This window comes from Stanieria cyanosphaera PCC 7437 (genome assembly GCF_000317575.1).
GTDB classification, from domain to species: domain Bacteria; phylum Cyanobacteriota; class Cyanobacteriia; order Cyanobacteriales; family Xenococcaceae; genus Stanieria; species Stanieria cyanosphaera.
In genome coordinates this window covers 2,709,657-2,730,513 of sequence record NC_019748.1, presented here as the reverse complement: position 1 = coordinate 2,730,513, position 20,857 = coordinate 2,709,657, and the positions used below count along the sequence as shown (strand labels likewise).

17 protein-coding genes are annotated in these 20,857 nt (G+C 36.3%); 7 read left to right on the top strand and 10 right to left on the bottom strand.

Going from position 1 to position 20,857, the window contains the following annotated elements:
• Positions 1 to 238: 238 nt before the first annotated feature.
• Entirely contained in the window at positions 239 to 2,494 is a 2,256-nt protein-coding gene (psaA, locus tag STA7437_RS11850; RefSeq protein ID WP_015193624.1) for a photosystem I core protein PsaA, read from the bottom strand.
• Between the two features lie 403 nt (positions 2,495 to 2,897).
• On the opposite strand from psaA, the gene STA7437_RS11845 reads away from it, so the two are divergent.
• Entirely contained in the window at positions 2,898 to 4,004 is a 1,107-nt protein-coding gene (locus STA7437_RS11845) for a hypothetical protein (protein WP_015193623.1), read from the top strand.
• Positions 4,005 to 4,075: 71 nt separating this feature from the next.
• On the opposite strand, the gene STA7437_RS11840 is transcribed toward STA7437_RS11845, so the two are convergent.
• The 5 genes from STA7437_RS11840 to thyD all read right to left on the bottom strand — a co-directional run bounded on the left by STA7437_RS11840 (position 4,076) and on the right by thyD (position 9,215).
• A complete protein-coding gene (locus STA7437_RS11840) occupies positions 4,076 to 5,017 on the bottom strand; it encodes a S66 peptidase family protein (RefSeq protein WP_015193622.1) in 942 nt (313 codons plus the stop codon).
• A gap of 45 nt (positions 5,018 to 5,062) precedes the next feature.
• The gene (locus tag STA7437_RS11835; RefSeq protein WP_015193621.1) at positions 5,063 to 5,278 is read right to left on the bottom strand and encodes a hypothetical protein; all 216 of its coding nucleotides are present in this window, start codon (positions 5,276 to 5,278) and stop codon (positions 5,063 to 5,065) included.
• A 240-nt stretch (positions 5,279 to 5,518) separates the two neighbouring features.
• Positions 5,519 to 6,637, bottom strand: coding sequence for a carboxylate-amine ligase (locus STA7437_RS11830; RefSeq protein WP_015193620.1), 1,119 nt, complete (start codon positions 6,635 to 6,637; stop codon positions 5,519 to 5,521).
• Between the two features lie 167 nt (positions 6,638 to 6,804).
• Positions 6,805 to 8,265, bottom strand: coding sequence for a BCD family MFS transporter (locus STA7437_RS11825; RefSeq protein WP_015193619.1), 1,461 nt, complete (start codon positions 8,263 to 8,265; stop codon positions 6,805 to 6,807).
• Between the two features lie 26 nt (positions 8,266 to 8,291).
• On the bottom strand, positions 8,292 to 9,215 hold the full coding sequence (thyD, locus tag STA7437_RS11820) for a thylakoid membrane protein ThyD (RefSeq protein WP_015193618.1): 924 nt from the start codon (positions 9,213 to 9,215) through the stop codon (positions 8,292 to 8,294).
• A gap of 426 nt (positions 9,216 to 9,641) precedes the next feature.
• On the opposite strand from thyD, the gene STA7437_RS11815 reads away from it, so the two are divergent.
• Positions 9,642 to 10,565 (top strand): prohibitin family protein, encoded by a 924-nt coding sequence (locus STA7437_RS11815; protein ID WP_015193617.1) that lies wholly within the window; start codon positions 9,642 to 9,644, stop codon positions 10,563 to 10,565.
• A 2-nt stretch (positions 10,566 to 10,567) separates the two neighbouring features.
• Here the strand turns inward: STA7437_RS11815 and STA7437_RS11810 are convergent, their stop codons facing one another.
• Complete coding sequence (locus STA7437_RS11810) at positions 10,568 to 12,055, bottom strand: DNA phosphorothioation system restriction enzyme (RefSeq protein ID WP_015193616.1); 1,488 nt, start codon at positions 12,053 to 12,055, stop codon at positions 10,568 to 10,570.
• 96 nt (positions 12,056 to 12,151) lie between these two features.
• On the opposite strand from STA7437_RS11810, the gene STA7437_RS11805 reads away from it, so the two are divergent.
• From STA7437_RS11805 to STA7437_RS11790, 4 genes are all read left to right on the top strand, one after another.
• Entirely contained in the window at positions 12,152 to 13,168 is a 1,017-nt protein-coding gene (locus tag STA7437_RS11805) for an NAD(P)/FAD-dependent oxidoreductase (protein WP_015193615.1), read from the top strand.
• Between the two features lie 575 nt (positions 13,169 to 13,743).
• The gene (locus tag STA7437_RS11800; RefSeq protein WP_015193614.1) at positions 13,744 to 14,130 is read left to right on the top strand and encodes an agenet domain-containing protein; all 387 of its coding nucleotides are present in this window, start codon (positions 13,744 to 13,746) and stop codon (positions 14,128 to 14,130) included.
• A gap of 330 nt (positions 14,131 to 14,460) precedes the next feature.
• The gene (locus STA7437_RS11795) at positions 14,461 to 16,332 is read left to right on the top strand and encodes an ABC transporter ATP-binding protein (RefSeq protein ID WP_015193613.1); all 1,872 of its coding nucleotides are present in this window, start codon (positions 14,461 to 14,463) and stop codon (positions 16,330 to 16,332) included.
• Between the two features lie 306 nt (positions 16,333 to 16,638).
• Positions 16,639 to 17,457 carry a pentapeptide repeat-containing protein gene (locus STA7437_RS11790; protein WP_015193612.1) on the top strand — a complete coding sequence of 273 codons (819 nt, stop codon included), beginning with the start codon at positions 16,639 to 16,641 and terminating at the stop codon, positions 17,455 to 17,457.
• A 112-nt stretch (positions 17,458 to 17,569) separates the two neighbouring features.
• On the opposite strand, the gene STA7437_RS11785 is transcribed toward STA7437_RS11790, so the two are convergent.
• Together STA7437_RS11785 and STA7437_RS11780 are read right to left on the bottom strand one after the other, a co-directional pair.
• Positions 17,570 to 18,733 (bottom strand): sugar phosphate nucleotidyltransferase, encoded by a 1,164-nt coding sequence (locus STA7437_RS11785; RefSeq protein ID WP_015193611.1) that lies wholly within the window; start codon positions 18,731 to 18,733, stop codon positions 17,570 to 17,572.
• Between the two features lie 94 nt (positions 18,734 to 18,827).
• Complete coding sequence (locus STA7437_RS11780) at positions 18,828 to 19,628, bottom strand: segregation/condensation protein A (protein WP_015193610.1); 801 nt, start codon at positions 19,626 to 19,628, stop codon at positions 18,828 to 18,830.
• 64 nt (positions 19,629 to 19,692) lie between these two features.
• Here STA7437_RS11780 and STA7437_RS11775 point away from each other — a divergent pair, with 64 nt between their 5' ends.
• The gene (locus STA7437_RS11775; protein WP_015193609.1) at positions 19,693 to 20,643 is read left to right on the top strand and encodes a DNA polymerase III subunit delta'; all 951 of its coding nucleotides are present in this window, start codon (positions 19,693 to 19,695) and stop codon (positions 20,641 to 20,643) included.
• Here STA7437_RS11775 and STA7437_RS27415 read toward each other — a convergent pair.
• Entirely contained in the window at positions 20,640 to 20,768 is a 129-nt protein-coding gene (locus STA7437_RS27415) for a hypothetical protein (RefSeq protein ID WP_015193608.1), read from the bottom strand. The genes STA7437_RS11775 and STA7437_RS27415 overlap by 4 nt on opposite strands.
• Positions 20,769 to 20,857: the final 89 nt, after the last annotated feature.

The window sequence follows — 20,857 nt, the reverse complement described above, 5'->3', positions numbered from 1 at the left end:
TGAGACTAAAACAATTACTTGCTGCTCATTTTCTTTTTTTTTTACCACCTAGAAATTATTTATTCTCGGTAGTAAGTTTGTTAAAAACGGTTTTCAATTTGGGTTGATTAACCGTAAAGTTTGCTGATTTTGAACTTTCCTACTGTTTGAGCAGGTTAGTTTACCAATCTTGATGGGATAGCTTAAGTTTTTCACCCCAACCATCCCACGAAGATTGGTAGAAAGGCATTAATTATTTTTATCCTAGTGAAATAGTTCTCGCCAGGAAGAACGCCCAGGTAGTAACAATTCCCCCTAGGAGATAGTGAGCTACTCCAACTGCGCGACCTTGAGTAATACTCAAAGCACGAGGCTGAATTGATGGAGCTACTTTAAGTTTATTATGCGCCCAAACAATTGATTCAATCAATTCTTGCCAATAACCACGTCCACTAAAGAGGAACATTAAGCTAAAAGCAAAAACGAAATGACCCGCTAGGAACATAATGCCATAGGCTGACAAAGCTGAGCCGTAAGAGTTAATTACCTGAGAGGCTTGAGCCCAAAGGAAGTCGCGCAACCAACCATTAATGGTAATTGCACTTTGAGCAAAGTTGCCATTGGTAACATGGGAAACTGTGCCATCATTTGCTACTGTACCCCAGACATCCGATTGCATCTTCCAACTGAAGTGGAAAAGTACGACCGACAAGGAATTGTACATCCAGAATAAGCCTAGGAAAACGTGATCCCAAGCAGATACTTGACAAGTACCACCCCGTCCAGGCCCGTCACAAGGGAAGCGAAAACCTAATTTCATCTTATCGGGAATCAAGCGGGAACTGCGAGCAAAAAGAACACCTTTAAGCAGAATTAATACAGTTACGTGAATGGTAAAAGCATGAATATGATGAACCATAAAGTCTGCTGTACCCAGAGCAATAGGCATCATCGCTACTTTACCACCAACTGCAATTACATCACCGCCAAAAGCATAACTCGCTGGTTCTAAAGCTGTAGGTGCAGTTCCGCCTGGAGCTAAAGTATGAATATTTTGTACCCACTGAGCAAAGATTGGCTGTAGCTGAATCCCTGTATCAGAGAACATATCTTGAGGGCGACCAAAAGCACGCATAGTGTCATTGTGGACATAAAGTCCAAAGCTATGGAAGCCTAGGAAGATACAGACCCAGTTTAGATGAGAGATAATTGCATCTCTATGACGAAGAACTCTATCTAAAAGGTTATCAACATTCTTGGCTGGATCGTAATCCCGAACCATAAAGATAGCCCCGTGTGCGCCTGCTCCAACAATCAAGAAACCGCCAATCCAGACATGATGAGTAAACAACGATAGCTGGGTAGCATAATCGATCGCTTGATAAGGATAGGGAGGCATGGCGTACATATGATGTGCCACAATAATGCTCAAAGAACCTAATAAAGCTAGGTTAATTGCTAGTTGAGCATGCCAAGAAGTGGTCAAAATTTCATACAGTCCTTGGTGTCCTTTACCAGTGAAAGGTCCGCGATGATTCTCCAGAATTTCTTTCATGCTGTGACCAATACCCCAATTGGTACGGTACTGATGACCAGCAATGATAAACAACACAGCGATCGCTAAATGGTGATGCGCTGAATCGGAGAGCCACAAACCACCAGTTACTGGGTTCAATCCTCCTTTAAAGGTCAAGAAGTCAGAATATACTCCCCAGTTTAAGGTAAAGAAGGGTTTTAGCCCTTGTGCAAAACTGGGATATAGCTCTGCCATCTTGCTGCTATCGAGAATGAACTCGTGGGGCAAGGGGATGTCGCCAGGAGCAACACCTGCATCTAGGAGCTTGTTAATTGGTAAGGATACATGGATTTGATGACCAGCCCAACCAAGAGAACCACAACCTAATAGTCCAGCTAAATGGTGATTCATCATTGATTCAGCATTTTGGAACCACTCAAGCTTAGGAGCTCTTTTATGATAGTGGAACCAACCAGCGAAGATCATCAGGGCTGCCATAACTAGACCCCCAATGGCAGTGCAGTATAACTGATAGCCATTAGTAAATCCAGAGGCGCGCCAGAGATAGAACAATCCAGAAGTGATCTGGATACCGTGGAAGCCACCACCGACATCGCCATTTAAAATTCCTTGACCAACAACTGGCCAAACAACTTGCGCGCTGGGTTTGATAGCGATTGGATTGGCTAACCAGGCTTCATAGTTGGAGAAGCGTGCACCATGGAAGTACATACCGCTTAACCAAACGAAGATAACTGCTAAGTGACCAAAATGTGCGCTGAAGATTTTCCGAGAAATATCTTCTAAATCGCTAGTATGGCTGTCAAAATCATGTGCATCGGCGTGGAGATTCCAAATCCAAGTTGTAGTTTTGGGACCTCTCGCCAGAGTGCGATCAAAATGACCAGGTTTGCCCCACTTCTCGAATGAAGTAGGTACTGGATCGTTATCAACCGTTACTTTGACTTTCGCCTCTTCTCTTTGAGGACTGATTGTCATGAGGATTCTCCTCTCTCGACAATGGATATTAGATGTTATTGGTAATCAGTTTTAAATTATGCAAATAGGTAGTTTAAAAAACCACTTTGCTTTAATTTTGCTTACTTTGACCCAAAAAATTGGGTTTCGGGCGTAAGCATTAATTAAGATGATAAAACTTCGTCCTCTCCTGTAATGGTCAAGCTTAACAAAATTTTAAAACATTCTAATTCTTGATTTTGTAAGGCTTAACACTACCCTGTAAATCCCAAAAGTCAAGAAAAAACAAAGTTTCTTCACAAAAGTAAATAAATTTTCTGGGGTTGTCTGTTGTAACACTTATTGGAATTTAATCGATAGAAACGCTTAAGTTTATTTGATGGCAGAATGATATGTGTTGGGCTTTAAATATAGATTAATTTCGATGAAAACTATTTTTGTTTATTTATTATTAATTAGTTTGACTTGGAATTTGTTTGGTTGTGGAGCAGACAATTCTGGCGAGGTTGCTTCAGGCAATAGTTGGCAACTTAATTCGCCCAGTTCACCAGTAGGATTATTGGAAAAAACTACCTCAAAATTCACTTCAGGAGGAAAATTATCAGAATCAGCACCGCCTCAGACAATTCAAGAACTCAATCAAAATTTTGAAAAGTTTTATCCTCAAGTTGCTATTTTATCTCCAACTTCAGAGGAAATTTTTGATGAGGCAACTATTGAAGTTAAACTACAAGTCAAGAATTTTCCTATATTTAAAGATGAACAATTGGCAATGGGTCCTCATTTAAATTTAATTGTTGATAATGAACCCAGCCGACTCATATACGACCTTAACGAAGCAATTGTTTTAGAAAATCTTGCTCCTGGTACTCACACAATCAGAATATTTGCTGCTCGCCCTTGGGGTGAAAGTTTTAAAAATCAAGAAGCTTATGCACAAACAAGCTTTCATGTTTTGACCAAAACGAATAATAATCGACCTGACCCAACTTTACCTTTATTAACTTATAGCCTTCCAACTGGTAAATATAGTGCCGAGCCAATTTTACTAGATTTTTATTTAACTAATGCCCCACTACATTTAGTAGCCCAAGAAAATCTCAATGATGATATCAAAGATTGGCAAATTCGAGTCACTGTTAATGGAGAAAGTTTTTTACTAGATCAATGGCAACCAATTTATCTTCAAGGTTTTAAACGAGGTAGCAACTGGGTTCAGTTGGAATTAATTGATGAAGATGGCAAGAATATTGAAAATGCTTTTAATAATACAGTTCGACTAGTAACCTACGATCCAAGCGAACTAGATACTTTAGCTAAATTGATCAAAGGAAAAATTTCAGCAACCGAAGCAAGAGGAATAGTCGAACCAGGATACCAAGCTAAGTCAAATCAAATACCTGAAGTAAAAGATACGATTGTTCCTTCTAACACAGAAAATCCTCAAGAACAACTAGAAGCTAAAACTGAGTCAAAAACAGTTGAGTCATTGGAAGAAACAGAATCAACTTCTGCGCTAGAAGTAAATTAGTTAGATAAGATTAAACAGCAATTTGTCAGATTATTAAACTATAAAAGATTGTCTGCTCAAGCTTGAGTGTTTCAATACCAACTTAAAATGCCTTTTTCTGCATCAAGTTGAACCATCTGTCCTACCGGTAAAGCAGCATTAACTCCGTCATGTCCAAAAGGCAAATCAGAAACAATCGGAATGTTTAAGTCGGACAAGCGATCGCGTATTACTTCTTCAACACTCCAACTATTAAAACCTACAGGTGCATCACAACGACTAAAACGTCCTAAAGCAATTCCTTTGATTCCTGTGAATGCCCTCATTAATCTCCATTGAGTTAACATTCTATCAATACGATAAGGAGCTTCTGTTACATCTTCTAAAGCCAAAATTATGCTTTCAAACGATGGTTGAATCGGAGTTTTGAGTAAATGGGTGGCGACAGTGAGATTAGCTGGTAAAAGAATTCCTGTAGTTTGACTACCTCCCCAACCTTTACCTTGTAATGGTTCTAATTTACGACCTTCAAGACAGTCGAATAGCCTATTAATTGACCATTCAGGCTCACTGGCTAAAGTAGTTAAAACTGGAGCGTGAGCTCCTGCAATTCCAATCTTGGCTAAACTCCACAGTAAGCTGGTAACGTCAGAAAAGCCAACCAACCACTTGCTATTACACCAGGCTGATTTTGTCTTGGTTTGTTCTGATAAATATGAATTCCAATTCCAATCTTCCAACAATCTAGCACCACCATAACCGCCTCTAACACAAAGAATCGCTTGACAGTCGCGATCGCTCCAGGCTTGAGCTAAGGCTTCTCGGCGTTGACGATCATCTCCTGCTAAATAACCGTGACGAAAATTCCAGTTACTACCTAATTGAACTTGATAACCACGCGATCGCCAGATGGCTAATCCTTGTTCTAAGGCTTCAAACTCTTTTAAAGCACCACTAGGAGCAATTACTGTAACCCGATCTCCTGGTTTTAAAGCTGGTGGAAGTTGACAAGGATAAGAGTTCGATTTTGCCATCAATAGTTTTGGAGTAATTTATTTGACCTCAACTATTTAAACCGATCAATCACATTCACAACAACGCATACATATTCTAAAAACAGCCAAAATCGTAATAATTTCAATTAATAATAATAATGACTGAGGAGTTAAAACTAATCCCCAAACTAGCAAAATTGCTGCTGTGATGGCTGTGGAGAGTTGAACTACTTCTTCACTAACTTTTAAACCTATCCAGATCAGTATCAATCCAATCAACAAAAAAATTAACCAACTCATAGCGATCGCTTTTATCTACTACTTATCAAAATATTTTGATTCGATCTGGAGAAATATTAGTATTCAAGTATACTGAAGTGATCCTAGACTATAGCGATTCTAAATCATTTGTGAAAATGACTTTTGCCTTCTGGAGGGGCTGTAACTCGAATCGAATTCGAGTCCGAGAACAACCCTTGTCCTCCTGCCTTTCCTCTTTAACAATTTTCATGATTCAAATAGGATTGCTATCTTAATTATTTAAGAGATTATTCCTTGTTGGGTTTGGGACACAATATATTTAACTACTTCTTGATAGCTACCCGTTTTTTCATAAATTTCTAATTGTCTTTGTGCGCCATTTCCTTGTTCTAAGGTGTGTTGAACTGAAGCGGAAACTTTTTCCCAGTCACCAAATTTTTCTAAAGCTGGACGTAAATAATCAAGAAATTGATTAACTAAATCTGAAGCAGGAAGAGTAACTTTTTCGAGGACATCAACCAAATGTTCCGTCAAACCATAACGCGCAGCACACCAATGAGCAGTCTTCAAAATTTCGGGGCGAACTGCTATCAAAGACTCATCATTAATAACTTCTTGATAACAAGTGTAAACTAAAGCACGAATTAGACCAGCCATAGTGACTGCTTCTTCTACAGTCATACAGATATCTGTGACGCGAAATTCAATAGTAGGAAACTTTTCAGATAAGCGAATATCCCAATAAATTGTCGTCGGATCTTTAATCGCACCAGTAGAAATTAACTCTTCAATCAAAGTTGTGTACTCTTGATAATCGTTAAAGAATTGAGGCTGTCCTGAGAGAGGAAGTCGCGACCACATTTGAGTACGATAACTAGCATAACCAGTGGCTTGACCCAACCAAAAAGGCGAATTAGCAGACAATGCCAATAATACCGATAACCAAATTCTAGCACGATTAATTACTTGAAGAGCGATCGCTTTATCCTTTAAACCTACATGAACATGATTACCAAAAATAACCAATTCACGGATGGTTTGTTTGAGTTCGGCTTGCAAATTTTGATAACGACGTTTGGGTGTAAGTTCTTGCTTTTGCCAATCGGAAAAGGGATGAGTTCCTGCTGCTGCAATGGCATTTCCATCTTGTTTAGCTGCTTCGATTACTGCTCGACGACAGTTAGCTAACTCTCGATGTACTTCTGATAATGATTGACAAACTACTGTGGCGATTTCTACTTGAGAAAGGTACATTTCTGGCTGTACCACCTCTTTGTCTAGAGTTTTTCGCGCATAACCAATTATTTGTTCGGCTCGACCACAAAGTTCACCCGTTTGCGGATTAATAATCTGATATTCTTCTTCAACACCAATGGTAAATTCTTCTGTTTCGTTCATTATTAAAGAAGTTATTTAAGTCTTATAAGACCAAAATAAATCCTTGTGATTGCTTAAATGTATATCTCAAGAAATAACTTGTATGATCATAGTCTGAGAAATAGTTTTAATGATATTTAAAGCAATTTATTCTTAAAAGCAATCAATTCAATCATTAATCATTAAATTTAACCATCCAAATCTCCTTCCATCACAGTTGCGATCGCTTTTCGGGTTGTCGTTTGAAATTCGACTACGTTAACTCGGTTCAAAAGTGCAATAGCGAGGATCATTCCTACTGCTTGAATTCCAAAAACTAAACCATAAGCTAAGACAGGAACAGCAAAAATTGCCTTACCCAAATCTAAAACTACCCCACCAGCAACGGTAGCTAAAGCTCTCGACATAGCTTGTGCTAATCCCCAAGCACCGATAAAAGTTCCGGCAGTTTCGGCTGCGGTTAAATCCAGCATTAAACTAATTCCACCAATGGTAGCTACTCCTGCTGCAATGCCAAATAAAACCATTGCTACTTTGAGAATCATTTCGTTTTGAGTAAAACCCGATAAAATAATTAACCCAAAGCAAACAGCCACCAGAAGACAACCAATTTTAGTAGTTCGTTTTTTACCCAAGCGAGGAATAATTAAAAAACCTGTCGTTCCATAACCTAACAAAATCCCAATTCCCCAATAAGAATTAAGTTTAGTCGTATCAGCGATTGACATCCCAAAAACTTCACCGCCATAGGGTTCTAAAACTGCTTCCTGCATAAATAAACTGATCGTAAATAAAGCTAAAAAGCAGAAAAATATCCCCGTTTGGGGACTAGCAGTTAGAATCTTTAAAGCTTGTCTTAAAGTAATGCTATCTTCTCGATTATTAGCAGAAGAACGCGCCGAAAAACGCGAATACTTTCGTTCTACTTGCCAAGTCGCAATTAAAGCTAAAGCAATTACTAAAAAAGGAATAAAACTAAAAATAGAATTGATCGGAGCTTGTAAATTTTCTAAAGGAATTTGACCAGCTTGTACACCACCCGCTTCTATTTGTTTCAGGACAATGCTACCAGTAATACCACCAATTACAATTCCTACCATCAACATTGACCAAACAACCGCGACAATTTTGGGACGATTATCTTCATCAGAAATATCAACCAGTAAGGCAGTAAACGGAGTTGAACTAGAACTGACAGCTAATCCATAAATAGCCATAATTAAGGCGAGTAATCCAGTCCAGCCAATGGTTTGAGCATTCCAAAGCCAACCCTGATTAGCACGAGCGATCGCACCTAGTTGCCAAACTACTTGTACTGCTAAAAAGACTGCGATGCTAAACGTAATCGCACCAAGTAAAACATAACCCGTACGATGTCTGCCCAAAATTGGCTTACTATCAGATAACTGTCCAAACCAAACTCTAGCAGGCGCGACAAATTGAGACATGGCTAAAGTTCCAGCCGTAATAGTAGCAGGAATACCTAATTCACTAATCATTACTCGATTAAGCACCGCTAAAGTCAAAACTGCCATTAATCCCAAAGCAAGATTAAATAAACCAAGGCGAAATACAGTTAGCATTCCTACTTGACGAGTTGAAGGATTAATTACTGGTGAAGAAGGATCAGAAAAATTACCTGTAGACATGGACGCGATCGCAATTATTATTTAAACTAAACTGAAGCAATAACTTCTTTTAAAGCTGATTTAAGTTCGGGATATTGATATTGAAACCCAAGTTTTTGAGTTTGCTTAGGCAATACCTGTTGTCCTTCTAAGACTACTTTTGCTCCATCTCCTAACAATAACTCTAAAACAAATTCAGGAACGGGCAACCAAGAAGGACGATTCATGACTTCACCTAAAATCTGACAAAATTGAGCCATACGAACAGGATTAGGTGCAGTAGCATTATATACTCCTACCATATTAGTTTGATTCAGAGCCGTAATAATCAAAGTAACTAAATCTTCGCGGTGAATCCAAGAAAACCATTGACGACCGGTACCAATTGGTCCACCTGCAAACATTTTAAACGGTCCAATCATTTTAGCTAAAGCACCACCATTACCAAGTACAATTCCCACACGAACAATAACTAATCTTACTCCTGCCTCTTTAACTTGTTCTGCTTCTGCCTCCCATTCTCGACAAACTTCAGCTAAAAAATCATTTCCTGGAGAGCTATTTTCATCAAAAGTAGCGGTTTCACTAGTGCCATAGTAACCAATCGCCGAACCACTAATTAAAACTTGCGGTTTTACTTCAGCTTGTTTGATTGCTTCAACTATTTTTTGAGTTCCTATTTTGCGACTCTCTAGAATTTCTTGCTTATGCTGTGGTGTCCAACGTTCAGAAATAGGTTCACCAGCTAAATTAATCACTGCATCACAACCGTCAATTGCTTTTTGCCAATCTCCAGATTGTTTAGGACTATACTGAACTAGTTCTACCTTAGAAAAAGCAGAAGCAGGAAAAACTTTTTTAGCTTTGTCTGGATTACGAGTCAATACTACAATTTGATGCTTTTCTTGATTAAGTCGTTCAACTAGACGACTACCAACAAATCCCGTTGCTCCAGTAATTGCTATTTTCATTATTAAGAAGTTATTAAAATTTATTTTACTCGATAAATAATTCTTTTCTTATTTTAAAGATAATCGAGCTTAATTTTTCTATTCTGGCATTTCTCTAGCCTCAGCGTCACAATAGTTAAATTCCAGTTCCATCTCTGACAACTGAAAAATCAACTGAATCTATTGACTATAGTGTGTACTGAAGATGATTGGCTAGATAACTCAGCATTTACTCAACCAGATAGGCTAGCAACATAAGTCAATTTAGTTGCTAATGATTAAGTCAGTTTGTTTTTAATTAGTTACCTGTAAATAAATAATTTATTTAATAAGTATCTTCCGCAGTAACTAAAAATTAAATTTTAAAAATATTTTTGGGAATAATATTAACGGCTCTTGGACAGTTTTAATTTGTTTTCTTTGTTAAATTTAGTAAACTGAGTAGCTATGAAATTTATTTTTACTACTATTACGGCTTTAATTTCTTTTATAATTGCTTTGAATAAATCAGAAATAGCTGGAGAAAAAAATAAACAATTAGTAAGAACAATAGGCTTATTAGTTGGTATTATTGCTGCTTTTGCTACTATTTATCAATTAATTTTTCGCTTTCTGATTATTATTCCTGCTGGTACAGTTGGGGTAGTAGAAACTTTTGGTAAAGTATCAGAACAAACTCTTAATCCTGGAGTAAACTGGATTACTCCATTTAGCAATGTAGTTGAGTATTCTACCCGTCTTAAAGATATTAAAGAAACAGTTAATACTACTTCTTCTGAAGGATTAAATTTAGATATTGATGTAAGTTTACAATATCGACTTGAACCTCAAAAAGCAGTATTAATATATAACAATATTGGTATTAAAGAAGAAGAAATTTTAATTTCTCGCTTTCGTTCAATTATTCGACAAATTACTGCCAGTCATGAAGCTAAAGATATTTATGGTAGTAAACGTCAAGAAATTACTCAACTTCTACATCAAGAACTCAGCAAACAATTAAATCCTTTGGGTTTTATTGTCGAAGAAAGCTTATTAAGAAAAGTGACTTTACCAGAAAAAATTCAAGAGGCTATTCAGCAAAAAATTGAAGCAGAACAAGAAAGCGATCGCCAGCAATTTATTAATCAGAAAAAACGACAAGAATTAGAATTTGAAATCGAAAAAGCTAAACAAGAAGCCGAACGTCAAAAAATTGAAGCTCAAGGTATTGCAGAAGCACAAAAATTAATTTCTCAAAGTTTAACCGAACAAGTTTTACAATTAAAAGCAATTGAAGCAACTCAGAAACTAGCAGAATCTCAAAATACTAAAATAGTTATAGTTGGTCGTAATGAAGATGGTTTACCTTTGATTTTACAAAATCCTTAAAATTAATCTATTAATTGATACTGTTCTTGAAGTATTAATAATTTACCAATAGCTTCTTTGGAATTACTAGCTAAATTAGCAAACTCTACAAATCTATTCAACTCTTTACGTAATAAATTTCTTTCTACTTCCCAAGTATTGCGGTCTAACTCTGGAGGCATAACAATCATATCAAATAAGGTTGCTTGTTTTTTGCCTGGATGAGGGCGTAAAATTCTGCCACGACGTTGAATAAATTGACGGGGATTAGTAGTACTAGCTAAAATTACTGCTGTTTGAATTGCAGGAATGTCTAAGCCTTCATCTAAACAACGAATAGCTACTAATCCTTGTAATTCTCCTCGTTCAAATTGTTGTCTTAATTGTTCTCTATTTTCTAAAGAAGTTTCGTTAGTATAAGTATTAACTCGATAACCTAATTCTTTACCTAAAATACGAGTAACAGCTTCAATTTGACGACGATAAGCAAGATGATAATTATCAACATATCCATCACCACAATAAAATAAAGTATGACTAGTATTTAATCTAGTTTGCATTAATTCTTTTAAAGCTAATAACTTATTTTCTGCTGCTCCAATCAAACGCGATCGCTTTGTTAATAAAGAAGTTAAGGTTTCATTTTCCCAGTTTTGATTTTTATGTAAAATCCAACCAATTTTTTGCGTAAGTTTGGCATAATTAATTGCTTCTTCTGGAGTTAATTGAACTAAAATAGGGTGATAAAGATACGGTACTAATGCGCCCTGTTTGATTGCATCCGCTAAACTAAATTCTGGGGGAATAATTTCGCCAAAATAATTAAAAACTGTTTCAGTACCATCATCATCAAAATATCTTTCTGGAGTAGCAGATAAAGCAAGACGTAATCCAATCTTGCGAGGTAAACTTGCTGCCGAATGAATTGAACCTAAATTATGTGCTTCATCCCCAATAATTAAACTTTTGGCAGGGAAAAATTTTAACTGAGATTGAAAACTCTCACTAATTAAAGTTGAATTAGTCGTAATAACTGTTAAAAAACTTTGATTACAAACACGAATATTATAAAGTTGATTAGTTAGTTCTCTTTCCCAATCATCAACTCGATTCATTGCTAAAATTGGATTTAAATTAAATTTTTGACATTCTTTTTGCCATTGCACTACTAAATGACGAAAAGGACAAATAATTAATAAAACTTGTAACCCAATTTTGTGATAAAGTTCAGTTGCGATCGCTAAAGCGATGATAGTTTTTCCACTACCAGTCGCCATTTTTAATGTACCTCTACCTTTATTTCTCAACCAATTAATTACAGCTTGTTGTTGATAATTTCTCAACTGAATTGAAGTTGGAATTACAGGTACTCCAACAAGTTGATATTGATAACTACTACCAGATTCAGTAACTCGATTGAATCGAAATTTCTTCTCGTATTCAACCGCTAACTTTTCCCAATTAATCGTAATCAAAAAATTATCGTCATATCCGTGTTTATCTGTGTTCATCTGTGGACTAATACGATCAAAAATAATTGTATTGTTCGCGAACCATTAAATTTTCCCTTACTTTACTATTGAGGCATAAGTGTAGAGAGATAGTGAATGACCAATAGCACAAATATATATGATATTGCGATCGTCGGTGCTGGTTTAGCAGGATTAACTTGCGCACAACACCTGCAACAACAAAGATACAAAGTGATAGTTGTAGATAAATCTCGTGGTGTAGGTGGTAGAGTTGCCACTAGAAGAATTAATAAAACCTGTGTCGATCATGGTTTATCTTTTTTAGAAATTCAAGGCAAACAAACAGAAGAATTAATTCAACAACTTACCCAAGCAAATATTCTTAAACTCTGGGATGGTAAAATCTATCAACTCGACTCCCAAAACAATCTTAAACCGACTCCCCCAATTAAAAGTTACATTGTTCCTCAAGGCATAAACACAATCGCAAAATATTTAGCGAGAGGTTTGGAAGTTAAAAGACAATTTCAAGTTACTGCGATCAAATCAATCGAAAACATTTGGCAAATTTTAACTGAATCTAATCAAGAGATTAAAGCTAAAGCTATTGTAATGGCAATACCTGCACCCCAAACTTTACCAATTTTAGAATCTCAAGTACCAACCAAGTTAATTAATCAATTACGTCAGGTACAATTTTATCCTTGCATTACCATGATGGCAGGATACGATTCTCAATATCTCTCAGACTTACCATCGTGGCACGGAGTTAAAATTAATAACCAAACCGATTTAATTTGGATCACTTTAGATAGTAGTAAAAGAGATACTATGACTCAACCTGTTTTTGTTTTTCATAGTACTCCTGAATTTGCTCAAAAATATTTAGATGTTACTGACTTACAATCAGCAGCAAAGCAATTATTACAACAAGCAGCTTCTTTATTTTTACCTTGGTTAGATTCTCCTCAATGGCTACAAGTACATCGTTGGCGTTATTCTATTCCTAGTCACTCTCTATCTTTACCCTGTTTGTCAACAACCCAACCTTTACCTTTAGTTTGTTGTGGTGACTGGTGTAACGGCAATCGAGTCGAAGATGCCTTGATTTCTGGTTTAGCTAGTGCAGATCGAATTAGTGGATTAATTTAACTCGTAATTAGTTTTAGTGCGATCGCAGTCACTTGAACTAGTTATGATTTTACATAATATAGAAAGCCTGATTGTAACTATTTGCTCAATAATCAAACTTAGATCGCATTTAATTAAAATTGGTGATGTTTTGCTATGCGACAATCCTAAGTTGAAGCAACAGGTTCGATTGCGCACACCTTTTCCATTATGTATATAATACCAGATTTAATCGGAAAATTACTAATTATTTTGGCAATCTTAATAATCAATTGTTTAAGTAGGGATAATCACTACGCTGAACCGAAAGGTGGCATGAATTGTCCTTACTGTTCTCGATTTAATCAGATTCTGAGCGTAAATTGTGAATCATTTTTCTTGAACTAAACATAAGCTTAAATATTTTTATCTAGTTTTTGAGATTATTAATTAGCAATTAACTTAACAAATCAGGGATATTTACTAAGAATAATTTTTAGAATCACAATAACTTTATCAAAATTTTTACGCATTTATCTGATGTTATTTATCTAAAAAATTGGGAATTATTTAAATAAAGTTAAATATTGAAATTGATCTATTTTTTCAAAAAAATTATGAAACACAAACTAATGTTTGGCGCAGCTTTCATGGCAACATGGTTAGGAATAATGATTCCTAATGCTTTAGCTAGTCATTGTTCTATTGGTCAAAAAGGAGAAGTTCTTTGGAAAGGAAATTGGTATTCAGCCAAAGTTTTAGATGTAGATGGAGATTATTGCTATATCACCTATGATGGTTACGATAGTTCTTGGGATGAATGGGTTGAACCACAACGTTTTCGCTCAGCTTATCGAGTAGGAGATTCAGTTAAAATTTATTGGCAAGGTCAATGGTATCCAGGACAAATTTTAGCGATTAGTGGCAATAGTTATCAAATTACTTATTATGGTTACGATAGCTCTTGGAATGAATGGGTTGAATCTTCAAGACTTAGCCGTTAATTATAATTAATACTCTTCAAAAAAAGGAAATATTTGAGAATTAAAAATTTATTTAAAAGCGATCGCTTGATGAGGATCGCTTTTAATTTAGCTAACCTGGCATTGTCAGTAGAGGCTGTCAATAAATGTGCTATTTAAAGAAAAAAGAGAAGCCAAAAATTTAGCTGCTTTGTTGTAATCTCAGCATTAATATCTCAGGGTTACTAAAAACTATATCCTTCCAAGACTAAAATAGTATTACAAATATAATCATAAAAAATTGAATATTTTATTCCCAAATCTTCAAGAGCAATCGGGTACAATCCTGTAATCGTTTCTTTAGCTGTAATTATGACCGAATCTGTTCTCGACGTTCGTAATCTTCAAGTAACATTTTTTACTGAAAACAAGCCTGTTTTGGCAATAGACCAAATCAATTTTCAACTTAAACAAGGTGAGAAATTAGGAATTGTCGGCGAATCTGGTTCGGGTAAATCAGTTACTTCTTTAGCAATTATGGGTTTAATTTCTAATCCTGGAATAATTACAGGGGGGGAAATTTGGTTTCATTCTCAATCAGCTAATCAACCAGTTAATCTTTTAGCAATTAACCCAGAAGAAAGAAGAAAATATCGTGGTGGAGAAATTGCCATGATTTTTCAAGAACCGATGAGTGCGCTAAATCCTGTTTTAACCATCGGTTTTCAAATTGAAGAAGCGATTTTATTACATCAAAAAGTTTCCAAAACAGAAGCTAGAAGAAAAGCTACTTCACTGCTGCAAGAAGTTCAATTAATTCCTAGCGATCAAAAACTGAGAGAACAATATTTAAGCGAAAATCATGCCAGTGTCACTAATGATAGGGAAATTAATCAATACATTAATCAATACAAACAAGACATTCTCAAACGCTATCCGCATGAACTTTCAGGGGGACAATTACAAAGGGTAACCATTGCGATGGCAATTTCGTGTAATCCGACAGTTTTAATTGCCGATGAACCTACTACTGCTTTAGATGTTACCGTTCAAGCGACAATTTTAGATTTGTTGCGTCAATTGTGCAGTCAAAGAGGGATGTCATTAATCTTTATTACTCATGACTTGGGGGTAATTGCCGAATTAGTCGATCGCGTAGCAGTAATGTATCGAGGTAAAATTGTTGAGTCAGGAGAAATTAGAAAAATTTTTACTCATCCTCAACATCCTTATACCAAAGGTTTACTCGCTTGTCGTCCGCCTCTAGATCGACAATTGAACTATTTACCCACAGTAAGTGATTTTATGTCGGTAGAAACTGACAGTAATGGAGAATTAATCATTCGCGAAAAAGAAACTGAGACATTGAATCTCCAAGACATTACTCAACCAGAAACTAATCAAGCCAGATTCAACGAATTATCCAATCATACTCCTTTCTTGTCAATCAAAAATCTTCATGTCGGTTTTCCTGTTAAAGGAATGTTTGGCGGAACGAAAAAATATTTTATGGCAGTCAATAATATTTCTTTTGATGTTTATCCAGGAGAAACTTTAGGTTTAGTTGGTGAGTCTGGTTGTGGCAAATCTACTTTAGCTAGAACCTTATTACGGTTAATTCCTCCTACCTTACAAGGAGAAATTTGGTTTAGAAGAGAAAATATTGCCAAATGGCAAGTCAATGACCGAAAATTACGCTCTTTTCGTCGTGAAGTTCAAATTGTCTTTCAAAATCCTTATAATTCTCTTAATCCTCGCCTAACGATTGGGAAAGCGATCGCAGAACCCCTAATCGTTCACAACTTGGGAGGAAATGCCAAAAAACGTCGAGAAAAAGTAGCCTATCTTTTAGAAAGAGTTGGTTTAAATCCTGATTGGATGAATCGTTATCCTCACGAATTTTCTGGTGGACAAAGACAAAGAATCTGTATCGCTCGTGCGTTAATCTTACAACCCCAGTTTATCATCTGCGACGAATCAGTTTCGGCTTTAGATGTTTCCGTACAAGCACAGGTATTAAACCTCCTCAAAAAACTACAACAGGAAGATAACTTAACCTATATTTTCATCTCCCACGATCTGAGTGTAGTTAAATTCATGAGCGATCGCATTATGGTAATGAATAAAGGTAAAATAGAAGAAATAAATGATGCTCAACAGGTTTATTATCATCCTCAAAGTGAATATACTCGCAAGTTAATTGCCTCAATTCCTCAAGGTAAATTGTCCGAAGTAGGAGAATAAAGCAATTCTCAAGATTTGTTGTCTACCCTCTTATCTTTATCCATGACAAAATACTATTAGAAATAAGTAGTTGAACTTCTAACCGAGCATTTTTTTTTAAACTGCCTAACCAAAATTCCTAACAGGAAAAAATAATTTTAAACTTAACATAAAGCTGTACTAATAAATTTTGGTGTTAACCTATGTTCAACTTATTGATTTAACCCTTGATTTATAGGGTTTACAACCCTAAATTTCTGTCCGCAACTTGCCTCGGGCAACGCCTGAGATCGTTTTTCTCACCTTAGTTAAGGAAATATTGCTATAGTGAGCCATCATTTAGAGCCATACTACAAAGTCCTAGGACTTGAACTAGGAGCATCTCTGGAAGAAATCAACAAAGCTTACAAAAATTTAGCATTTGTTTGGCATCCCGACCGCTTTCCTCAAGAAAATCAAGAGTTGATTCGTTCAGCAGCAGAAAAATTAAAAGAAATTAATCACGCTCGCGATTTGTTGCGTTCATTTCATCGTCAAAATCCGCAGCCTTATTCTCAACCAAAGCCTCAACCAAAAGCTTATAGTCAAAATCCGCAGCAATCTAAAACGTACAGTCAAACCTATCAACAACCAAAATCCCAATCTAAAACCTACAGTCAAACTCAGCAGCAATCAAAACAGTCTTACTCTTACAACCCAAGAGCTTATTCTAGTTATTCGACTAAAAGGGAAAATGTTCGTTCTCAATCCGAGCCAGTTAATTCATACTACAGACCGTATTATCAAGACCTGAAAGGAATAGATTTAAGTCGAGCTAATCTGAAAGAAAAAGACTTTTCTGGTAGAAACTTAAGTGGTGCGAATCTTCAAGGTGCGGACTTGAGCGATAGTTTTTTACATAAAGTTAATTTAGAAGAAGCAAACTTACAAGAAGCAAATCTTTTCCGAGCTAATTTATTAAAAGCCAATTTGAGAAAAGCGAATTTGCGTGACACTAATTTAATTGGTGCTGATTTTAGTGGTGCCGACTTAAGTGGTGCTGATTTGACTGGCGCAAAAATGGGAACTGGTCACAAAATCATGGTTAAATTAACTGGCACTAATTTGAAAGGAACAATTTTTCCTGATGGATCGATTCATGCTTAAAAAAGTCGTAGATACTTAACATGTTACGTATCTACGACTTTTCATTCCTAGTGCTAAATAGAGAAAAAAAATCCCCGTTGATGTTACGGGGAAAAAAAATTTTAGTTAAAAGTTAAATTTCCTTTTGCAATAAATCCTTAATGACTTGATGTTCGGTTAATTCTTGTTCAGGAGGAATTTGACGAGAATCGGTAATTAACCAATCTAAAGCTGCTGCTTGGACATCAATTGCTGCGCCAGTTTTATCAACACAATATCGTCCAAAAACCAGTTTATCTACTAAACGTACTCCTGTACCAAGACGAGAATATTCAAAGATAACACTATTATCTACGGTTGCCCCACTACAAATCCAACAATTGGGTCCAATCATAGTCGGACCAAGAATAGTTGCTCCATCTTCAATTTTAGTCATACTACCGATGTAGACAGGGCCTTCAATTTTAACTTTATCCCAGTTAACCGCTACATTTAATCCTGTATAAACACCTGGTAAAACTTCTGTACCAGGAATGGCAACATTCTTAATTTCTCTGTTGAGAACACCGCGAATAGCTTGCCAATAATCAGGAACTTTACCAATATCTACCCATTCAAAATCCATCGATACTGCATAAAAAGGAGCTCCCATGGCTACTAATTTGGGAAATAAATCGCCACCGATATCGTATTTTTGTTGGGGAGGAATATAGTTAAAAATCTCTGGTTCAAAGATATAAATACCTGTATTAATTTCAGTACTTAATGCTTCTTCTACCGAAGGCTTTTCTTGAAAAGATTTAATTCTCCTTTCATCGTCGGTAACCACAACCCCATAACTTGATACTTCTTCTTTTGGTACAGACTTAGTTACAATTGTCGCGATCGCACCTTTGGCTCTATGCCATTTTACTGCTGTGGTTAAATCTAAATCAATTAAAGCGTCACCGCACAGTACAATAAAAGTATCATCAAAAAAAGTATTAAAGTCTTGGATTTTTCTTAGACCACCAGCAGAACCAAGAGCTTCACCAACTAACTTACCTTCAACTATTCTTCCTTCAAAGGAATAACCAATATCAACTCCGAAGCGTTGACCATCGCGAAAATAGCCTTCAATTTCATGAGCCAAATGACTAACATTTACCATAATTTGGTCAAAACCATGCTGCCTTAGTAGTTCTAACAAAAACTCCATGACAGGCTTTTGTAGAATTGGAATCAAGGGTTTAGGAATGGTATATGTGATCGGACGTACGCGAGTACCTTTACCAGCAGCCAGAATCATGGCTTTCATGAAAGCTTCTCCTCAACCAAATACCGTTAACTATATAAACTACATTAAACTATTCCAGTTTATCAGCAATATTGCTTCAAAGTTAAAGTTTAACTTAAGCATTTAGTGGTCTAATACTTAAATCCTGATAAAATTCTTGCTGAGATAGCTCTACTTTTGATTGAGAAGAAAGTAATAACAAAGCCCAAAAGATGCCTGCTTTTTCTGAAGTGGGCTGGTTTTCGTGAGAGTGATTTTCCTGTGGGCGATCGCTATTTTGCCAGCTAGATATTAGTTGTTCCCAATCAATATAATTTTGTTGAGGAAATAATTGCGGTAAATTACGATACAGGAATTGTTCGAGTTGAATTGCTAATTCAGTTAAATTTTCATTGTGAGCTAATTGTGAAATTGCCCGCATTGCTTCTTGACGAGAACGAGAAGAACGGGTAGAAGTAGAATTGGGAGTGACAGACGAAGATTCTAGTTCCGAAGCAATGTGTTCCAATTGTTGGATTAATTCTTGTAAACTAACACGACGAGTCCGAACCGGTGCAGCAGCAGAACGTCGTTTGAGATGATCTTCTAAGTTGGTTGGTAAAAGACGGCGATTAGTTTGTGCTAAGGTAAATTCTTCTTCCTCTAAACCTTCTGGAAGTTCTAGTTCTTCTGGTTCTTGCAACAATTGTAAAGTTTCCGCCTTTAGTAAAACTAACATAGATGCCCAAACAAACGCTTGACCAGATTGCGGTAAATTTGCCTCTACTTGGTTGGCATCAAGGGAATCGTTTAGACCTAATTCTCCTAGAAAACGGTCAATAATATCAATTACAGGAACATCCCACGGATTAATTTCGCCATTTTCCGCCAATTCAATGATTTTTGCGATCGCTTCGTGAGCAGGAGTAATAGCCATTCGTTACCATAATGAGCGATTTAGCTATAAGTATATAAAAGGCTATTCTATCTGTCCCTAAATTATGAATCCTTTTGCTGATTTAATCGGTCAATCTCAAGCTGTAGACTTACTTCAACGGGCAATTCAACTTAAACGAATTGCGCCTGCTTATTTATTTGTTGGGGCAGATGGTATTGGTAAAAGTATGGCTGCTGCAAGTTTTGCTTCCTTATTACTCAGTTTAGATGTACCAGAACACAAACACAATTTGCTGCCAAAACGAATTAAAAATCGAAGCCATCCCGATTTGTTATGGGTAGAACCTACTTATTTGGAAAAAGGAGAATTAATTACTAATCAAGAAGCTTTAGCAAGAGGATTAAGAAGAAAAAGTCCCCCACAAATCCGAATTGAACAAATTCGTTCGATTACGGAGTTTTTAAGTCGTCCGCCTCTGGAAGCTCAACGTTTATTGGTGGTGATTGAATCGGCTCAAACTATTGCAGAAGCAGCAGCTAATGCTTTGTTAAAAACCCTAGAAGAACCAGGACAAGCTACTATTGTGATGATCGCAGTCAATCCAGATGCTTTACTGCCTACTTTAGTTTCTCGTTGTCAGTGTATTCCTTTTGCGCGTTTATCCACCAATAACTTACACAAAGTGCTGCAACAGCAAGGCTATGAAGAAATTATTGCCCATCCAGAAATTGTAGCTCTAGCACAAGGAAGTCCAGGCAATGCGATCGCAACTTGGCAACAATGGCAAGCAATCTCTCCCCAGTTACGTCAGCAACTCAGAAAACTGCCTACCAATCCTTTAGAAGCATTAAATCTAGCTCGCACAATTGATCGAGAGTTAGATACTCAGGCTCAGATTTGGTTAGTAGACTATTTACAATATTATTATTGGCATCATCAATTAAAACCAGAATTAGTCAAACAATGGGAACAAGCTCGTCAATATCTACTTAGTTATGTTCAACCCCGTTTAGTTTGGGAATGTATTTTTTTACAATTAGCTAATAAAAATTAATTAGGTTGTTCTTTGACAATTTGAACTTGTTGACGACTTTCTAAATGATGATAATAAGATAAACTTGCTAAGATAAAACCAACTAAAATTAAAAGAGCAGAAAAAATGGCAGCCCGTTCAAACATGGGTTATTTTCCCTACGTACAATATCTTAATTTTTTATTAAATTTATTAAGTTTGCCATTAGTTGTTTTACGGAAATTTGACAAACGAC

What these genes read in the sequence shown, in the direction of transcription:
- STA7437_RS11780 (WP_015193610.1), bottom strand. Translation starts at nt 19,628, where the DNA reads ATGGCTATTACTCCTGCTCACGAAGCGATCGCAAAAATCATTGAATTG.
- STA7437_RS11835 (WP_015193621.1), bottom strand. Translation starts at nt 5,278, where the DNA reads ATGAGTTGGTTAATTTTTTTGTTGATTGGATTGATACTGATCTGGATA.
- STA7437_RS11805 (WP_015193615.1), top strand. Translation starts at nt 12,152, where the DNA reads ATGACCAATAGCACAAATATATATGATATTGCGATCGTCGGTGCTGGT.
- STA7437_RS11840 (WP_015193622.1), bottom strand. Translation starts at nt 5,017, where the DNA reads ATGGCAAAATCGAACTCTTATCCTTGTCAACTTCCACCAGCTTTAAAA.
- psaA (WP_015193624.1), bottom strand. Translation starts at nt 2,494, where the DNA reads ATGACAATCAGTCCTCAAAGAGAAGAGGCGAAAGTCAAAGTAACGGTT.
- STA7437_RS11795 (WP_015193613.1), top strand. Translation starts at nt 14,461, where the DNA reads ATGACCGAATCTGTTCTCGACGTTCGTAATCTTCAAGTAACATTTTTT.
- STA7437_RS27415 (WP_015193608.1), bottom strand. Translation starts at nt 20,768, where the DNA reads ATGTTTGAACGGGCTGCCATTTTTTCTGCTCTTTTAATTTTAGTTGGT.
- STA7437_RS11810 (WP_015193616.1), bottom strand. Translation starts at nt 12,055, where the DNA reads ATGAACACAGATAAACACGGATATGACGATAATTTTTTGATTACGATT.
- STA7437_RS11815 (WP_015193617.1), top strand. Translation starts at nt 9,642, where the DNA reads ATGAAATTTATTTTTACTACTATTACGGCTTTAATTTCTTTTATAATT.
- STA7437_RS11775 (WP_015193609.1), top strand. Translation starts at nt 19,693, where the DNA reads ATGAATCCTTTTGCTGATTTAATCGGTCAATCTCAAGCTGTAGACTTA.
- STA7437_RS11845 (WP_015193623.1), top strand. Translation starts at nt 2,898, where the DNA reads ATGAAAACTATTTTTGTTTATTTATTATTAATTAGTTTGACTTGGAAT.
- thyD (WP_015193618.1), bottom strand. Translation starts at nt 9,215, where the DNA reads ATGAAAATAGCAATTACTGGAGCAACGGGATTTGTTGGTAGTCGTCTA.
- STA7437_RS11785 (WP_015193611.1), bottom strand. Translation starts at nt 18,733, where the DNA reads ATGAAAGCCATGATTCTGGCTGCTGGTAAAGGTACTCGCGTACGTCCG.
- STA7437_RS11825 (WP_015193619.1), bottom strand. Translation starts at nt 8,265, where the DNA reads ATGTCTACAGGTAATTTTTCTGATCCTTCTTCACCAGTAATTAATCCT.
- STA7437_RS11800 (WP_015193614.1), top strand. Translation starts at nt 13,744, where the DNA reads ATGAAACACAAACTAATGTTTGGCGCAGCTTTCATGGCAACATGGTTA.
- STA7437_RS11830 (WP_015193620.1), bottom strand. Translation starts at nt 6,637, where the DNA reads ATGAACGAAACAGAAGAATTTACCATTGGTGTTGAAGAAGAATATCAG.